The organism is Streptomyces uncialis (genome assembly GCF_001905345.1).
In the GTDB taxonomy this organism is placed as follows: domain Bacteria; phylum Actinomycetota; class Actinomycetes; order Streptomycetales; family Streptomycetaceae; genus Streptomyces; species Streptomyces uncialis.
The window spans coordinates 102,749-117,599 of record NZ_LFBV01000010.1 but is presented as its reverse complement, the minus strand read 5'-3'; the positions used below and the strand labels follow the sequence as shown (position 1 = coordinate 117,599).

10 protein-coding genes and 1 riboswitch are annotated in these 14,851 nt (G+C 74.3%); of the genes, 5 read left to right on the top strand and 5 right to left on the bottom strand.

Annotated elements, in window-relative coordinates; genetic code table 11:
* Positions 1–46: 46 nt before the first annotated feature.
* The 4 genes from AB852_RS30815 to AB852_RS30800 all read right to left on the bottom strand — a co-directional run bounded on the left by AB852_RS30815 (position 47) and on the right by AB852_RS30800 (position 4,681).
* On the bottom strand, positions 47–682 hold the full coding sequence (locus AB852_RS30815) for a DedA family protein (RefSeq protein WP_073793516.1): 636 nt from the start codon (positions 680–682) through the stop codon (positions 47–49).
* 520 nt (positions 683–1,202) lie between these two features.
* The gene (locus AB852_RS30810) at positions 1,203–1,658 is read right to left on the bottom strand and encodes a DoxX family protein (RefSeq protein ID WP_073793515.1); all 456 of its coding nucleotides are present in this window, start codon (positions 1,656–1,658) and stop codon (positions 1,203–1,205) included.
* Positions 1,659–2,070: 412 nt separating this feature from the next.
* Positions 2,071–3,837: an alkaline phosphatase D family protein gene (locus tag AB852_RS30805; protein ID WP_073794188.1), complete on the bottom strand. Its 1,767-nt coding sequence runs from the start codon at positions 3,835–3,837 to the stop codon at positions 2,071–2,073.
* A 148-nt stretch (positions 3,838–3,985) separates the two neighbouring features.
* Entirely contained in the window at positions 3,986–4,681 is a 696-nt protein-coding gene (locus AB852_RS30800; RefSeq protein ID WP_073793514.1) for an HNH endonuclease family protein, read from the bottom strand.
* Between the two features lie 632 nt (positions 4,682–5,313).
* On the opposite strand from AB852_RS30800, the gene AB852_RS30795 reads away from it, so the two are divergent.
* Both AB852_RS30795 and AB852_RS30790 read left to right on the top strand, forming a co-directional pair.
* Positions 5,314–5,895 (top strand): TMEM165/GDT1 family protein, encoded by a 582-nt coding sequence (locus AB852_RS30795; protein ID WP_073793513.1) that lies wholly within the window; start codon positions 5,314–5,316, stop codon positions 5,893–5,895.
* Positions 5,896–6,080: 185 nt separating this feature from the next.
* Entirely contained in the window at positions 6,081–6,740 is a 660-nt protein-coding gene (locus AB852_RS30790) for an HAD-IA family hydrolase (protein ID WP_073794186.1), read from the top strand.
* Between the two features lie 159 nt (positions 6,741–6,899).
* Here the strand turns inward: AB852_RS30790 and AB852_RS39365 are convergent, their stop codons facing one another.
* A complete protein-coding gene (locus tag AB852_RS39365; RefSeq protein ID WP_143201305.1) occupies positions 6,900–8,603 on the bottom strand; it encodes a peptidoglycan-binding domain-containing protein in 1,704 nt (567 codons plus the stop codon).
* 719 nt (positions 8,604–9,322) lie between these two features.
* On the opposite strand from AB852_RS39365, the gene AB852_RS30775 reads away from it, so the two are divergent.
* The 3 genes from AB852_RS30775 to AB852_RS30765 all read left to right on the top strand — a co-directional run bounded on the left by AB852_RS30775 (position 9,323) and on the right by AB852_RS30765 (position 14,846).
* Positions 9,323–11,368 (top strand): MDR family MFS transporter, encoded by a 2,046-nt coding sequence (locus tag AB852_RS30775; RefSeq protein ID WP_073793510.1) that lies wholly within the window; start codon positions 9,323–9,325, stop codon positions 11,366–11,368.
* 1,220 nt (positions 11,369–12,588) lie between these two features.
* Positions 12,589–12,659: riboswitch (cobalamin riboswitch) on the top strand.
* A 139-nt stretch (positions 12,660–12,798) separates the two neighbouring features.
* Positions 12,799–14,067, top strand: a complete 1,269-nt coding sequence (locus AB852_RS30770; RefSeq protein WP_073793509.1) for an SCO2321 family membrane protein — start codon at positions 12,799–12,801, stop codon at positions 14,065–14,067.
* Between the two features lie 137 nt (positions 14,068–14,204).
* A complete protein-coding gene (locus tag AB852_RS30765; protein WP_073794183.1) occupies positions 14,205–14,846 on the top strand; it encodes an SCO2322 family protein in 642 nt (213 codons plus the stop codon).
* The last annotated feature ends 5 nt before the right edge of the window (positions 14,847–14,851 follow it).

The window sequence follows — 14,851 nt, the reverse complement described above, 5'->3', positions numbered from 1 at the left end:
TGGGTGCGGGGCGGTCGCGCGTAAGTGATCAGCCGCGCCCGGTGGGTCAGCTCGCCGCCGGGGTGCTTGCCGCCGGGGCGGGGCGGCGTACGACGTAGGCGGCGCCCGCGCCCGCCGCGAACAGCGCCAGCAGGGAGAACCCGGCTCCGAGCCAGGTCGCGCCGAGCCACTGCGCGCCCATGTAGCCGAGGCCCACGCTGTACGCGGCCCACGCGACACCCGCGAGTGCCGACCACGGCAGGAACTCGCGGATCCTGCGCTGGGCCGCCCCCGCGCCGAGCGAGACGATCGAACGGCCCGCCGGGGCGAACCGTGCGATCACCACGAGCGCGCCGCCGCCCCGGGCCAGTGCCGAGCCGAGCCGCGCCTGGGCGGAGGTCAGCCGCCGGGAGCGGGCGATGGCCCGGTCGAAACGGGGGCCGCCGCGTCGCGCCAGCCGGAACGCGCAGAGGTCGCCGAGCACCGAGGCGGTGGCGGCGCACAGGATCAGGACCAGGATGTCGGGGACGTCGTGCGGGACCTGTCCGGTCGCCGCGCCGGTACCCGCCGCCGCGGCCGTGGCGGCGGTGATCACGAGCACCCCGCTGGGCAGCACCGGGAGGAACACGTCGAAGAGGACCGACACCCCTACCAGGGCGTAGATCCATGGGCTGCCGGTCAGCGGCCCCACACTCTCCAGCACCGATACTCCCCCGGTCGGCATCGCGATGCCGCAGTGTCCGCGAGGTGCGGCAGTGTCGGCGCTTGGTGACAGCCATACAGCGTACGCGGCAGGTGACGTGCGTGATCCATCGGGGGCTCAAGTGTTCTCCACACCGTGTTCACCTCGTAGCCGTGCGTATGGCTGGAACTCGCCGTTGCGCAGCAGGGGGTCGAGCTGTACACGGACGGCGGCCGGACGTACGGACCGGTCGGACCGGAACGCCGTGCCGGTACGTCTTCGGGCGGGGCCGGTCCCGCGCGGGCGTCCTGGGCCGCGCCTTCGCACCGCCCCTCCGCGGGCGCTGCGGGCGGCGGGGCGACCTGGCGGACCGTCGTTCGTACCGGGCCAACGGGCGAGGCCCGTCGGCGGGTGCCGACGGGCCTCGTGGTGGTGACAGGCGCGACGCCGTGTGGGGAGCTCGCCGTCTGGGGGCGGCGAGCCGGTGTCGCCCTGGGGGTCGTACCGCCGGCCGGGATGGTCCGGACCAGGGGCGGTCAGATCAGGCCGAGGCCGTCGCGGTCTTCCGGGTCCGCTGCCGGGTCCCCGTGTCACGCGAGCGTGAGGCCAGGAGCCGGTCCAGCCCGAGGGCGCCGGAGCCGGTGAACACCAGCAGCAGGAACGCCCAGCAGAACATCGCCGACGCCTCCCCGCTGTTCTGGAGCGGCCACAGGGCCTCCGGCTGGTGGACCTTGAAGTACGCGTACGCCATCGAGCCCGAGGAGACGAACGCCGCGGCGCGGGTGCCGAGGCCGATCATCACCAGGCCGCCGCCGACGAGCTGGATGACAGCGGCGTACCAGCCGGGCCAGGTTCCGGCGGGGATGGTTCCGCCGCCGTGGGCGCCGCCGAGAACGCCGAACAGGGAGGCGGCGCCGTGGCAGGCGAAGAGCAGACCGACGACGATCCGGAACATTCCGATGGCGTAGGGCTGGGCGCGATCGAGACGACCAGTCATGTGGGGGGACTCCTTCGGTGTGGTGGGGGACGTAACCGAACGGAGTCATACGCTAGGAGTGCCGGAAGAGTGCTTGCAAGTTCAACATTCGGCCATAGATCGGCCTTCTCGTACGGGTTTCCGCGCGTTGGACAGCCCTTCCGTCGGCCGCCGCACGCGCGGTGCGCACTTCCTCCGACGGTCCGCCCCGGTGGCCGTCCGATCACGCGGAGTGAGGGGTGGGTGCTGCTGCCCGCGCGATCATCCCCAGGTGCACCAGGCACCCCCAGGGCGCCCGGCACGCCGGGCGTCCCCAGTACTCCCGATGCCCCCGAGCGCTCCCCGTACGCGTACCTCTCCCGTCACCTCCCCCGTACGCGCGCCCTCCCGCGCCCGCGCTCACCCGTACCCGCACCCGCCCGTACCGAGGCCGCTACGAGGTGAGTTCCGTCTCCCGTACCGTCTCCAGCCGGGCCCCGCCCCGCGCGTGTTCGCGTGCCTGGTCCAGTCTCAGGACCGAGGTGCGGCCCCGCAGGGTGAGTGTCATCAGCTGGTTGCCGAACCACGGGCCGCCCCGCTTGCGCCACCTGAGGCCCCGGGTGCCGGACCGGGCGTGGCCCGCGAAGGCCCGGCCGAGGGCCTGGGCCGGTCTGCTCCAGCCGAAGCGGAATCCCCAGGTGATCGACGCGGGAACGGAGTTGTGCACCGGGGAACAGGTCAGTTGCAGGACGCGGGCGGCGGGCGCGGAATCCGCGGGCCAGTGGGTGGGTTCCGCGAGGTACGCGTGGTGGACGTCGCCCGACAGGACGTACACCGAGGCGGGCGCCGACGGGCCCGAGCCCGCCTCCGCGATCAGGTCCGTCAGCCAGGCGAACGAGTTCGGGAAGGCCGCCCAGTGCTCCAGGTCGGCGCGGCGGCGCAGCCACTCGCCGAACCGTGCCCAGCGCGCCCCCCGGGTGCCCCGGCACAGCGAGGCGTCCCACTCCTCCGCGTCATGCACCAGCGGCGGCAGCAGCCACGGCAGCGAGGTGCCGATCAGCAGATGGTCGTACGAGCCGGGGGTGTCGAGGGCCTGGGCGCGCAGCCAGTCGGCCTCGTCCGGGTCGACCATCGCCCGGTTCTGCTCGTCCAGCACCCGGGCCGCGCGGGTGTCGATCATCAGCAGCCGCGTCCGGCCGAAGTCCCGGCGGTAGCTCCAGCGGACGGCGGCCGGGTCGGCGTCGGCGCGGGCGGCGAAGGCCCGCAGCGCGTCGCTGCCGTCGGAGGCCTCGCGCACCTGGGCGTACAACGGGTCCGCGGCGAGTTCGGCCGGGGCCAGATTGCCCAGGTGCTGATGGACCCAGTACGACATGAGGCCGCTGAGGATGCGCTCGTTCCACCAGGGGGTGGCCCGCATCTCGGCGAGCCAGGACTCGCTGGTGTTCCAGTCGTCGATGACGTCATGGTCGTCGAAGATCATCAGGCTCGGTACGGTCGAGAGCAGCCAGCGGACCTCCGGGTCGAGCCAGGACTCGTAGTACAGCCGGGTGTACTCCTCGTAGTCCGCGACCTGCTCGCCCGGCGGCTCGGTCAGATCGCGGCGGGCGGCGAGCCAGCGGCGGGTCGCGGGGGAGGTCTCGTCCGCGTACACCTGGTCACCGAGCAGGAGCAGCACGTCGGGGCGGGGCCCGTCCGGGTCGGCGGCGAGCCGGGCGGCCAGAGTGTCCAGGGCGTCCGGGCCGACCGGGTCCTTCTCCCCGTCGGGCGGCGCCGCCCAGCGGCAGGAGCCGAACGCCACCCGGACGGTACCCGTCTCCGCGTCCGTACCGTCGCCGGCGTCCCTACCGACCCCCGCGCCCGGAACCTCCTCAGCGCCGGCCCCCGCGCCCGTGCCCGTGCCGGCCCCGGCATCCGTACCGGAACCCGGGGCCCCCGGGGTGGTGATCGTGGAGGGCGGGAACGCGGCGAGGGCCGGATCGGCCGCGGGCCACACCCGTGCGCCGTCGAGCAGGACCTCGTAGGCGGTGCGGGTGCCGGGGGTCAGGCCCCCGACCGTGACCAGCGCGTAGTGATGGCCCTCGATCTGGAACGTACGGGCCGAGCCGCCCGCGCCGTCCGCGCAGCGGACCTCGGCGGTGCAGGGGCGGCCCGCCTCGACCCAGACGGTCGCGGACGATCCGTCGACATACCTCAGCAGTGGTCCCAGACGCAGCGTCGCCACGGTGTTCACCCTCCTCCGTCGTCCCCGTACGGTACGGAACGACGGGCGGTCACGGGGAGGTTCCGGCACGGCGGGCGCACCGCCGGGGCCCCGCCGGGTGACGGGTGCCGCGCCCCGGGGTGCCGGGGCGCGGCGACCGGGCGGGCGGTCAGCAGCTGTTGAGGATGTTCCCCAGGGCGGTCTTCTCGGCGGTGTCGATCTTGAGGTCGTAGTGCTTCTTCACATGCACCCACATGCGCGCGTAGACGCAGTTGTACGAGGAGGTGGGCGGCAGCCATTCGGCGGGGTCCTTGTCGCCCTTGGCCTGGTTGACGTTGTCGGTGACCGCGATGAGCTGGGGGCGGGCGAGGTCGTTGGCGAAGGCCTGGCGGGTGCTGGTGGTCCAGCCGCTGGCGCCGGAGCGCCATGCCTCGGACAGCGGGACGACATGGTCGATGTCGACGTCGGACGCGGCGGTCCAGGTGGCGCCGTCGTAGGGCGAGAACCAACTGCCGGAGACGGCGGCACAGCTGGCGTTCTGGACGACGTTGGTCCCGTCCCGTTCGAGGACGACCTCACGGGTGTTGCAGGCACCGGACACGGTGCTCCAGTGCGGGAACTTGTCGCGGCTGTAACCGGCCGACGAGCCCTCGGCGGCGACGGTGAGCTGGGTGAGGTAGGTCCGGGCGGTCGCCGCGCTGACCGGGGCCGGGGGAGCGGCCTGGGCGGGCGGCCCGGTGAGCACGGCGACAGCGGACAGGCTCGCCGTCAGCGCCACGACGGCACCGAGACCGCGGCCGCGGAGGAGGGATCGGGTGCGGGTGGGACCGGTGGATGAGGTGCGACGCGCGTAGAGGCCGGACATGAGGGCTCCCTTGGAAGTGGGGGGCAAGGCCCCTGGGTGGGGCGCGGCCATGCTGGCGCCCGGGGGTTGCCGGAGCGTGGTCGCCAGGTAACAGGGTTGCGTCATGGGCACGACACATCAAGGGGGTGACGGAGGATCATGTCCCTTGTGGGGTCGAATGGTTGTGAAATGTTCCGGCCCGGGCGGTTCGCGCGGACCGGGGTACGCCGTCGCGCGCGGGGCGGGAGTGCCGGGTGGGGTGCGGTGTGCGATGCGACCCGGTACGGCACGGTGTGACCCGGTACGGCACGGTGCTGTACGGCGCGGTGCGATCCGTCCCCGGCCCACGTCGCCCGGCCGCGTCCCCCGCCGTGACCCATGTCCCAGGGCGGGCGGATCCGGCCTCCCGTACCATGGGTGGCGCAGAAGGGGAGTAGCTCTTCGCCGGACCGTCGACATACTGCTCAGCTCGTCTGAGCCGGCGCCCGGAGGCGGAGCCCCGATCCGGGATCGACCGGACCGGGCCCGTCAGCGAGACCTTCGGCCAGCAGTGCTGTCGTGCGCACCACCCGTGCGCACCACCCGTGCGCTGCCGTGCCGAGGTGTCGTACGCGGTCGCTCTCGGCGGGGCAGCCCCGACCGATTGAGGAACCTTGATCAGCATCAGTGTGACGGCGCTCGTGTTCGGCGTCGTCTTCCTTGCCGAGCTGCCGGACAAGACGGCACTCGCCGGACTCGTCCTGGGGACGCGCTACCGCGCCTCGTACGTCTTCGCCGGGGTCGCCGCCGCGTTCGCCGTCCACGTCACCCTCGCGGTCGCCGCGGGCAGCGTGCTGACGCTGCTCCCCGGGCGGCTGCTCAGCGCCATCACCGGTGTGCTGTTCCTCGGTGGCGCGGCCGTGCTGTTCCTGAAGAAGAGCGACGGCGACGAGGAGATCCGCCAGCCCGCCGACCAGAGCTTCTGGAAGGTCTCGGGGGCCGGGTTCATGCTCATCCTGATCGCCGAGTTCGGTGATCTGACGCAGATCATGACCGCCAACCTCGCCGCCCGCTACGACGACCCGCTCTCCGTCGGACTCGGTGCCGTGCTCGCGCTGTGGACCGTCGCGGGGCTCGGGATCGTGGGCGGCAAGGCGCTGATGAAGCGGGTGCCGCTGACGCTGATCACCCGGATCGCCGCGCTGCTGATGCTGGGGCTGGGCGTCTGGAGCCTTTATGAGGCGGTGGCGGGCTGACCGTCCACTTTGTATACTCGTGAAACAAATGGCTCCGCCCGCACACCCCTGACCAGCGGGCGGGGCCGTTCTTCCGGGAACGGTCCCGGCGCGACCGCCCGGGCACGTCCCTGCCCGCCGTGACGGCGGGCCACGCGAACCGCGCGCGATGACCTCGTCCGCGTCCCGTCCCTTTGGAGCTGCTGATGACGGCCACGACCGTGCTGACCGCCCGTGCCCTGCTGCTGGACATGGACGGGACCCTGGTGAACTCCGACGGCCCGACCGAGCGGGTCTGGCGGCGCTGGGCCGCCGCGCAGGGGCTCGACGGGGACGCCGTCATGAGCGTGGTGCACGGCCGGCAGGGTCAGGCGTCCATGGCCGCGCTGCTGCCCGACCGGCCGATGGAGGAGAACCACCGGGACAACGCGCGTCTGCTCGCCGAGGAGAGCGCCGACATGGACGGTGTCGTACCGGTGGCGGGGGGCGCGGAGTTCCTGGCCTCGCTCGCCGCGGTGCCGCACGCGCTCGTGACCTCCGCGCCGCTGCGCCTGGCCGAGCGGCGGATGGCCGCCGCCGGGCTGCCCGTGCCTTCGGCCCGGGTCACCGCCGAGTCGGTGGGCGCCAGCAAGCCCGACCCCGAGGGATTCCTCAAGGGCGCCGCCGAACTGGGTGTCCCCGCCGCGGACTGTGTGGTCTTCGAGGACTCCGAGGCCGGGATCAGAGCCGGACTCGCCGCCGGGATGCAGGTCGTCGGGATCGGCCCCCGGGCCCGCGCGCACGGACCGACCGTCCAGGTGGACGACCTCACCCGGGTACGGGTGTCCCGCGCGGACGACGGGACCGTGACGCTCCACATCGGCTGACCCGCCCCACCACCCGGCCGCCCTGCCCGACCCGCCCGACCCGGCCGTCGGTCATCGGCCGAGCCGCCCGTCCGTGCGTCATCGGCCCCGGACTCCCTCACGGGGGCCCGGGGCCGACGTGTGCCCCGGGCCGGGCCGGTCGTCCCCCGGCTGCCCGGTTCAGTCGTCCTCGTCGTCCTCACGGCCGCCGCTTGCGCCGCTCCCGTCGCTTCCGCCCCGCCCGCTACGGCCGTCGCCACCGCTGCCGGACCCGGAGGTCTCGCCTTCGAGGCTGCGGCGGGTGGCCGGGCCGTAGCTGCCCATCTCCTGCGGGACGCCCCGGGCGATCTGGTAGCGGATCAGGGCCTGGGAGACCTCGGAGTTGAAGACGCCGTTCTGGGCGCCGGTGTAGAGCCGCAGCTCCCACAGCCGCCGCTGGAGTTCCTGGACCGCCGCACCGCGGTCACCCACCCGCAGCGTGCCGTCCGTGACGGGCGGGGGCGCGGGCGCCGGTGCGGACGTGGTCGGCCGGGCGGTGTCGCGCGGGGCCGACGGGGACGCCGAGCCCTTCTCGCCGGGAGCCTTCGACGGGGTCGCCGTACCCCCCGGCTTCAGCGGCTGGGTCGAGGTGGGGGAACCGGCCGACGGGGACGCCGACGGCGAGGTGCTTCCGGTGGCCGGGCGGGGCGGCCGGGACACGGGGTTGCCGACCGGTGCCGTGTCCGGTTCCTCGGTGGCCGGGATACTGGTGTCCGGGACGCTGGTATCCACCTCCGGCAGAGCCTTGTCGTGCGTCGGCTTGTCGTAGCTGAACAGTCCCGCGGTCACCGCCGCGACACCCGCCGCCGCGACCGCCATCCCCGACGTCGCGATGATCGCGAGCCGGCGCCGCCGCTCCCGCGGGTCCGGCTCCTCGTGCTGCCCCGCACCGGGCGGCCCCGCGTAGACGGCGGCCGTCGTGTCGAACCCGGTGCCGGAGGGGTGCGTCCGCTCCGGGGGCGGGGTCGGCCGTACATCCGTCGCGGGCTGCACGACGGGCCAGGTGACCGGCGCGGCACCCTGTCGGTTCGCTGCCGCGGGGTCCTGGCGCGGGGCCGGGGCGGGCGGGGTCGGCAGGGGCGGCGGGGGGCCGGGCGGCGCGGGATGCGGACGGGGCGCGTCCGGGTCCGCCAGCGGAGGCAGCGGTCCGGCCGGGGTCATCGGGGCACCGGCGTGTGACGCGGTGCCGGGCGCGGTGGCCCTGCCGTGCGCGTCCGGTGCCGTGGCGCTGGCGGGGGCTTTGCCCGACGCGGCGGGTCCGGGGCGGGGTTCGCCGTCGGGTGTCCCGGGTGCGTTCGAGGTGCCTGGGGCGCTTGCCGTGCCCCGGGTGCTTCCCGTGGGCGGTGCGCCGGGGACGGACGGGCTGCCGGTCGCGACCGGTGTCGCCGGTGTCCCCGGTCCGGCCGCGCCGCCGGGTATGTGCGGGGCGCCGGGTATGGGCGGGGTGGCCGCTGCGGCTGCCGCCGCCGCGCTCGCGCCCCGGGCGCGCAGCACACCCGCGCCCGGACCCGCTCCACGCCCCGTCACCGCGGGCCCGGCCGCCGGAGCGGCACCGGGTGCGGCGCCGGGACGCCGTACGGACGGGGCGCCGGGCGGTGTCCCGGGACCGGGGGCGGGGGCGGCGGGGGTGCCGCGCCCGGGGGACGGCGCCGACGGGTTCGGCCGGGTACGGGCGGGGTACGCGGGCGGCGGCACCGTGGGCAGCGGGCCCTGCCGGGGCGGCGGGACGGCGCCCGCGCCGCTCACCGTTCCGGCGACGGCACCCGGACCGCGCAACGCGGGCGGTACGGGACCGGGGCCTCCGGAGGTCGTCCCCCGGGGGCCGGGCGCGGGGCGCGCGGTCACGCGGGGCAGCGGACGGGTGGCGTCCGAGCCGTCCGCGGACGCCGGTACGGCACCGGTACGGGGAACGCCCCGGCCCCGGCCGCCCTGAGCGTTCCCCTGGCCCTGATCCTGGCTCTGGCTCTGGCCCGAGCTCTGGTTCCCGTCCTGGTGGCTCTGCCCTGGGTGGCTCTGCCCTGCGTGGTTCTGACCCCCTGGGTGGCTCGGGCCCTGATGCCCCGGGCCCTGGTGCCCCGGGCTCTGGCCGGAGGCGCCCCGCGCGGAGCCCTGAGCAGCGCCCGCGCCCGTGCCGGTGACCGCACCTGCGGCGGTACCCGTATGCGTACCCGTACCCGTACCTGTGGCCGTGGCCGTGGCCGGGGGCGGGGGTCCGGGAGGTGCTCCGGCTTGCGCGGGGGCCGGGTCCGGGCCGTGGCCGACGTACGGGCGCACCTGGAGCGGGTCGAAGTGCTGTGCCCGCGCGGGGGGCCGGGCGTCGCGCGCCGATTCGTCGGGACGCGTCGCGCATCCGCAACTGCCCTGTGCGCCGGCCCCCCAGGGCGTACCGCACCGAGGACAAGCCTGTCCGTTCACCGTCTGGGTCCCCTCCCTCTGTTTGAGGGTGATTATCCAGACAACCGGTTCGGCCCGCAGGCGAGCGCCCCAACCGCCCGACAGGCCGTCCCCGGGCACACCCACCACCATGGGAGAGGCGGTGTCCCCGAGCGGGCCGAGGAGTGTCCATGACGCATGACGCCCACGGGGCGAGCGGCACGCACGCGCGGCTCTCGGGCAAGGGCGAGAACCGGCTCGACCGTTCTGTCCTGGTTTCGATCGGTGCGTTGCTGCTCGGGATGCTGCTCGCGTCCCTCGACCAGACCATCGTGTCGACGGCGCTGCCCACGATCGTCAGCGACCTCGGGGGGCTCGACCATCTGTCCTGGGTGGTCACCGCGTATCTGCTGGCGTCGACCGCCGCGACCCCGCTGTGGGGCAAGCTCGGTGACCAGTACGGCCGAAAACGACTCTTCCAGACCGCCGTCGTCATCTTCCTGATCGGTTCCGCGCTGTGCGGGATCGCGCAGAACATGCCGCAGCTCATCGGGTTCCGCGCGCTCCAGGGGCTCGGCGGCGGCGGGCTCATGGTGCTGTCGATGGCGATCGTCGGGGATCTCGTCCCGCCCCGGGAGCGTGGCCGGTACCAGGGGCTGTTCGGTGCGGTGTTCGGCACCACGAGCGTGCTGGGTCCCCTGCTCGGCGGGGTGCTCACCGAGCAGCTGAGCTGGCGCTGGGTGTTCTACGTCAATCTGCCGCTCGGCGCGGTCGCGCTGGTCGTCATCGCCACCTCGCTGCGCATCCCGCGCCGGGACACCCGGCACACCATCGACTACCTCGGCACGTTCCTCATCGCGTCCGTCGCGACCTGTCTCGTGCTGGTCGCCTCGCTCGGCGGCACGACCTGGGCGTGGGACTCGGCGCCGATCATCGGTCTCGCGCTGCTCGGACTGCTGCTCGCGGTCGCGTTCGTCGCGGTGGAGCGGCGCGCGGCGGAGCCGGTGCTGCCGCTGAAACTGTTCCGCGTCCGTACGTTCACGCTCGCCGCGGTGATCGGGTTCATCATCGGCTTCGCGATGTTCGGCGCGATGACGTACCTGCCGACCTTCCTCCAGATCGTGCGCGGGGTGACCCCGACGATGTCCGGCGTGCACATGCTGCCGATGGTCGTCGGGCTGCTGCTCTCGTCCACGGTGTCCGGGCAGATCGTCAGCCGCACGGGCCGCTGGAAGGTGTTCCCCGTCGCGGGGACCGGGATCACCACGATCGGGCTGCTCCTGCTGCACCGGCTCGACGCGCACACCGGGACCGCGGAGACCAGCGCGTACTTCTTCGTGTTCGGGCTGGGGCTCGGACTGGTGATGCAGGTCCTGGTGCTGATCGCGCAGAACTCCGTGACGTACGAGGATCTCGGGGTGGCCACGTCCGGGGTCACCTTCTTCCGGTCCATCGGGGCGGCGTTCGGGGTGGCCGTGTTCGGCTCGGTCTTCGCGGGGCGGCTCCAGGACGCGCTGGCCGACGCGCTCGCGGGACGGAACCTGCCGGCCGGGGTCGATCCCGCGTCCCTCGCGGCCGATCCCCGGGGGCTCGACCGGATCCCGGCGGCGCTGCGGCCCGCCGTGCTCGACGCGTTCTCGTCTTCCATCACCGAGGTGTTCCTGTACGCGGCGCCGGTCGCGCTGCTCGGCTTCGTGCTCGCGTGGTTCTTCCACGAGGACTACTTGCGGGGGTCGGTACGGGTGCCCGACGGCACCGAGACGTTCGCCAGCAATCCGGTGCAGCGGTCCTCGTACGACGAGTGCGTACGGGCGCTGTCCGTGCTCGGGACGAGAGAAGGCCGGCGGCACGTCTACGTGACGATCATCCAACGGGCCGGGTACGACCTGCTGCCCGCGGCGGGGTGGCTGGTGCTGCGGGCGCGGCGGGACGGGGGTGCGGACCCCGCGATGCTCGCGGAGCGGGCGGGGGTCCCGCTCGGGGTCGTCACCGCGGCGGCGCGGCAGGTGGAGGAGCGGGGGCTCGCGGTGCGGGACGGGCTGGCGCTGGTGCTCACCCCGCGGGGGCGGGAGGTGGGGGAGCCGCTGGCCGCGGCTCGGGAGGCGTCGTTGGCGGAGATGCTGGGGGACTGGTGGGGGCCTGGGCGGCCGACGGATCTCACCTTGCTGGTGAAGGAGCTGAGCGGGGAGCTGTGCGGGTCCGACGCGGAGCGGCCCCGGAGCCCCGAGGAGCCCTGACCCGGGGTCCCGAGGAGCCCTGACCCGGGGTCCCCCCTCACCGGGTCGTCCCCGTGCCCCTTCCCCGTACCCCGGTTCCGGGCGAACTTGTCCCCGTACGGGTCGCCTTCGCTCGCGCTTCTGAGGTTTCCTGAGCTGGGCGTGCTTGTCCCTGTCCGGGTCGCCCGTGGGTGCGCAGTTCCCCGCAGGTCGCCTTCGCTCGCGCTCCTGGGTTCTCCCGGCTGGACGCACTTGTTCCTGTGCCGTCGTTCGGTGGGTGCGCAGTTCCCCGCGCCCCTGAGGTTCCATGCCTGGACGTACTTGTTCCTGTGCCGTCGTTCGGTGGGTGCGCAGTTCCTCGCGCCCCTGGGGTTCCCTGGACGTACTTGTTCCTGTGCGGGTTGGACGGGGGTGCGCAGTTCCCCGCGCCCCTGGGTGGTGCCCCTTCGGGCTTGTTCGTCGGGTGCGGGTCTGCCCTCGTTTTTGCGCAGTTCCCCGCGCCCCTTGGGTTGCGCCTCTTGCGGTTCCCGTTCGGGTGCGGGTGGTTCTTGGTTGCTCGCGCAGTTCCTCGCGCCCCTGGGGTTCCATACCTGGACGTACTTGTTCCTGTGCGGGTTGGACGGGGGTGCGCAGTTCCCCGCGCCCCTGGGTGGTGCCCCTTCGGGCTTGTTCGTCCGGTGCGGGTCTGCTCTCGTCTTTGCGCAGTTCCCCGCGCCCCTTTGGGGGCGCCCACCTGGGGCTGTCGTCAGGGTGCGGGCTGTCAGCGACCGGGGTCGGGGTTCAAACCACCCTCATCCCGCACTCGCTCGGCTACGGGAGGGGGTGGGCGGGAATCTCTGCTCGCAGACTCCGATGCTCTTCAGTCGGACCACTGGACGTGTTACCGAGCGTGTCGGATCGAGGACGGAGAATCCCGACCGGCACCGACCCGAAGAACAAGCAGATGGCGCCCCGACAGGGGCGCGGGGAACTGCGCGAAAACGACGAGCGACGGCACAGCAACGAAGTACGCCCAGCACAAGAAACCCAGGGGCGCGGGGAACTGCGCACCCCACGAACGACGGCACGGGACAAGTGCGTCCACCCGGACAGACCTCACAAGCGCAAGCGAAGGCGACCCGCGGGGAACCGCGAAACCACCGAGCGACGACAAGGGAAACAAGTACGCCCAGCACAGGGAACCTCGGAAGCGCAAGCGAAGGCGGCCTGTAAGGTTGGGGAGTCGTATCGCGCCCGTACGGGGGGAAGCCGGTGTAAATCCGGCGCTGACCCGCAACCGTGAGCCGCCCGCAAGGGCCCAGCCGGAATGCCCCGCACGGATCGTGACCGGCTCAAGCCACCGGGAACCGGTGACACGCACCGTCGAGGCAAACGGAGCCGAGCCGCCCAGGTGCCCACACCCCGCGCACCCGCGCGCCCGGCTCCCCGCAAGGGAGAGGCACCCGCCGATCATGAACGTCCGCCGCACAGTCACGGCCATCGCCGCCACCGCGGTGATCGCCGCGGCCGCAGCCCCGACGGCCACCGCCGCCCCGGTCACCGCTCCCGCGACCCCCGAAGCCCCCGCGGCCCCCGACGCACCCGGTCTGCACGGCAGCACCGACCCCACCTACGACGGGGTGTGGCGCCAGTCGCTCACCCTCCTCGCCCAGGACACCACCGGGGTGCGCCCCGCCGCGCAGGCGGTCGACTGGCTCACCGCCCAGCAGTGCGCCGACGGCGCCTTCGCCGCGTTCCGCGCGGACCCGGCCGCGAAGTGCGGCGCCAAGACGCCCGTCGACAGCAACAGCACGGCCGCCGCCGTGCAGGCCCTCGCCGCGCTCGGCGGCGAGGACACCGCCGTACGCGACGCGGTCCGCTGGCTGCGGTCCGCGCAGAACCCCGACGGCGGCTGGGGCTACCTCCCCGGCGGCCCCAGCGACACCAACTCCACGTCCCTCGTCGCGGGCGCGCTCACCGCCGCCGGTACCGCGCCGGACGGCGTCCGCTCCAAGGACGGCAAGAACGCGCACGACGCGCTGCTGAAGCTCACCGTGCCGTGCGACGCGGACGGCGGCGGCGCCTTCGCGTACCAGCCGGACAAGAAGGGCGTCCTGGCCGCCAACGCGGACGCCACCGCCGCCGGTGTCCTCGGCGGACTCGACCGCACCCTCGCCACGAAGGCCGCGCCCGCCGCCGACCCGGCCGACCCGGCCACCTGCGCCGAGCCCCGTACCGCCGCGGACGCCGCCCGCAACGGCGCCGCCCATCTCGTCACCGCGCTCGCCGCCAAGGGCTATCTCGTCAGCAGTCTCGCCGGGGCGAAGGACCAGCCCGACCACGGCAACACCGCGGACGCGGTCGTCGCCCTGGCCGCCGCCGGACTCACCGACCGCGCGGACCGCACGGTCACCTGGCTGAAGCGCGACGGCGCCGCCTGGGCCGCCAAGAGCGGCCCCGCCGCCTGGTCCCAGCTCGTCCTCGCCGCCCACGCCACCGGCGCCGACCCCCGCGACTTCGGCGGCACGGACCTGGTCCAGCGCCTCAACGCCACCGGCCCGGCCCCCGAATCCGTCCCCGACGCCAAGGACACGGCGGCCGAGGACGGCAAGGACAACGCCAAGGACAGCAAGGACGACGACGGGGGCCCCGCCGTCATCTGGATCATCGGAATCGGACTGGTCGTCGGCATCGGGATCGGCATCCTGCTGAGCGGCCGCCGCAAGAAGCGGCAGAAGTGACCCCGCCGCCCCGGCCCACCGGAGAGCCGACCCGACGGCCCCTCGGAAAGCCCACGGGTCAGGCCACGGGACAGCCCGCCGACCGGCCCCGGCAGGCCCGCCGCGGCCACCGCCGGGCCCGGACCCCCCTCGCCGCCCTGCTGCTCGCCCTCCTCGCCGCCGTCACCGCCGTGACGACGGCCGCCGCACCCGCACAGGCCGCCGGATACCGGTACTGGTCCTTCTGGGACCTCACCGACGGCGCCTGGACGTACGCGAACCAGGGGCCGTCGATCGCGCGGCCCGGGGACGGCGACGTCCAGGGGTTCCGGTTCGCGGTCAGCGAGAACTCGCAGGACGCGGCCAAACCGCGCGGACCGCACGACTTCGCCGCGATCTGCGGCGCCACCGACGCCCGGGACGGGAGCAAGCGCGTCGCGCTCGTCGTCGACTTCGGGACCCGTGCCGACGCCACCGGCGGGGAGAACCCGCCCGCGCCCCGTACCGCCTGCGCCCGGGTCGCCGAGGACGCGACCAGCGCCGAGGCGCTCGCCTCGGTCGCCGAGCCGCTGCGGTACGACAGCAACGCCCTGCTCTGCGCGATCGACGGCTACCCCCGCACCGGCTGCGGCGAACAGGTCTCCGGCGACACCCCCGGGACCTCCGGTGACACCGGCACGGCCTCCGGCGACGCCGCCGACGCGGACAGCGGTGGCCCGTCCGCCGGGGTGTACGCCGGGATCGCCGCCGTCGTCCTGCTCGCCGCCGCCGCGCTGTGGCAGTCCCGCCGACGGCGCTGACCGGA

Bases quoted from the DNA above. Each gene is read 5' to 3' on its own strand.
- AB852_RS30810 (WP_073793515.1), bottom strand. From the start codon at position 1,658: ATGACTGGTCGTCTCGATCGCGCCCAGCCCTACGCCATCGGAATGTTC.
- AB852_RS30800 (WP_073793514.1), bottom strand. From the start codon at position 4,681: ATGTCCGGCCTCTACGCGCGTCGCACCTCATCCACCGGTCCCACCCGC.
- AB852_RS30790 (WP_073794186.1), top strand. From the start codon at position 6,081: ATGACGGCCACGACCGTGCTGACCGCCCGTGCCCTGCTGCTGGACATG.
- AB852_RS30775 (WP_073793510.1), top strand. From the start codon at position 9,323: ATGACGCATGACGCCCACGGGGCGAGCGGCACGCACGCGCGGCTCTCG.
- AB852_RS30770 (WP_073793509.1), top strand. From the start codon at position 12,799: ATGAACGTCCGCCGCACAGTCACGGCCATCGCCGCCACCGCGGTGATC.